A 1,251-nucleotide genomic window follows, 5' to 3' on the forward strand; every position below is an offset into this window, starting at 1 on the left:
CTCGATTTCTTGCTCCGAATAGATGGAATACAATCCATCGGAGCCCCTTTCTATAATCGCTGTGATCATTCGGGTTACGCAGGAATGAATTACCCCTCAAGAATCGTAGGGGCGAAAGATTTTTCGCCCCTACCCATAGTCCGTCCGCATGGGGTTATGGGTATGCTTCTAACTACTTCTGACTACCCTCTAACTACTCCTAACCACCTATATCCGCTCCAGCACCTTTTCGATCAGCCCAACGATGCTCGCCTTGTAGTCTACATTCATGTTTTTGGCTACGCGGCCGGCGATGATGCAGCAGACGGTCAATGCGCGGTGCCCGAGCAAGGCAGCCAAGGCAGCCAGGGCGGCGCTCTCCATTTCGAAGTTGCCGATCTGGCGCCCCTCATGTTCGAAGGCCTCGATCTTACGGTTCAGGTCGGGATCGGCCAGAGGGATGCGGAGCGAGCGACCCTGCGCGCCATAGAAGCTGCATGTGGCGATGGTGATGCCGCGCACGATGTCATTCCCTGTGATGCGGTCAGTCAGTTCCGCATCAGCAGGGACGGCGTAGGGACGGAGGCCGTCGATGCGCCAATCGAGTTGTTCGCGGAGGGCGGCCTCGAGCCGGAGGTCGCGGATGCGCTCCGTGTCAGCGTAGAAGTAGGGCACGCCGTCGAAGCCTACAGCGCGCTCGGCAGCTACATACGTCCCAATGGGCGACCAGGGTTGCAGGCCACCGCTGGTGCCGATGCGTACCATCGTCAGCGAGCGCAGATCGGGGCGGGGCAGGCGTGTGGAGAAGTCGATGTTGGCCAGTGCATCGAGCTCGTTAATGACGATGTCGATGTTGTCGCCACCGATGCCGTGGGAGACGATGGTGAGGCGTTTGCCAGCGTAGTGGCCGGTGATGCTGTGAAACTCGCGGTTCAGCACATCGCACTCCACATCGGTGAGGTACCGCCCGATCATCGTCACGCGGTCGGGGTCGCCCACCAACACGATGCGGTCAGCCAATTGCTCCGGCTTCAGGTGCAGGTGGAAGATGCTGCCGTCGCTGTTGATGATCAGTTCCGACGGCGGAATGGGGGTTGGCTTCTTTGTATCCATGATTGATTTTTACTTGATAATGGTTCTATTCTCTGCATTGCGTGCCCGCTTCTCCCACGTCTTGATCTGCGTGCGGAGGTCGTCGAGGGTGCGCTCATCGTCACGGATGGAAGCGCGGAGCTCGTTGCGTTCGGATTTGTTGCCCTTCTCGTAGGCCGA

1 protein-coding gene is annotated in these 1,251 nt (G+C 58.7%); it reads right to left on the bottom strand.

What is annotated here, in order from left to right; genetic code table 11:
* Nucleotides 1–207: 207 nt before the first annotated feature.
* Entirely contained in the window at nt 208–1,092 is an 885-nt protein-coding gene (locus M44_RS26570) for a nucleoside phosphorylase (protein WP_010176172.1), read from the bottom strand.
* Nucleotides 1,093–1,251 lie beyond the last annotated feature (159 nt).

Source organism: Bacillus coahuilensis m4-4, assembly GCF_000171615.1.
Lineage (GTDB): Bacteria > Bacillota > Bacilli > Bacillales > Bacillaceae_K > Bacillus_T > Bacillus_T coahuilensis.

What these genes read in the sequence shown, in the direction of transcription:
- M44_RS26570 (WP_010176172.1), bottom strand. Translation starts at nt 1,092, where the DNA reads ATGGATACAAAGAAGCCAACCCCCATTCCGCCGTCGGAACTGATCATC.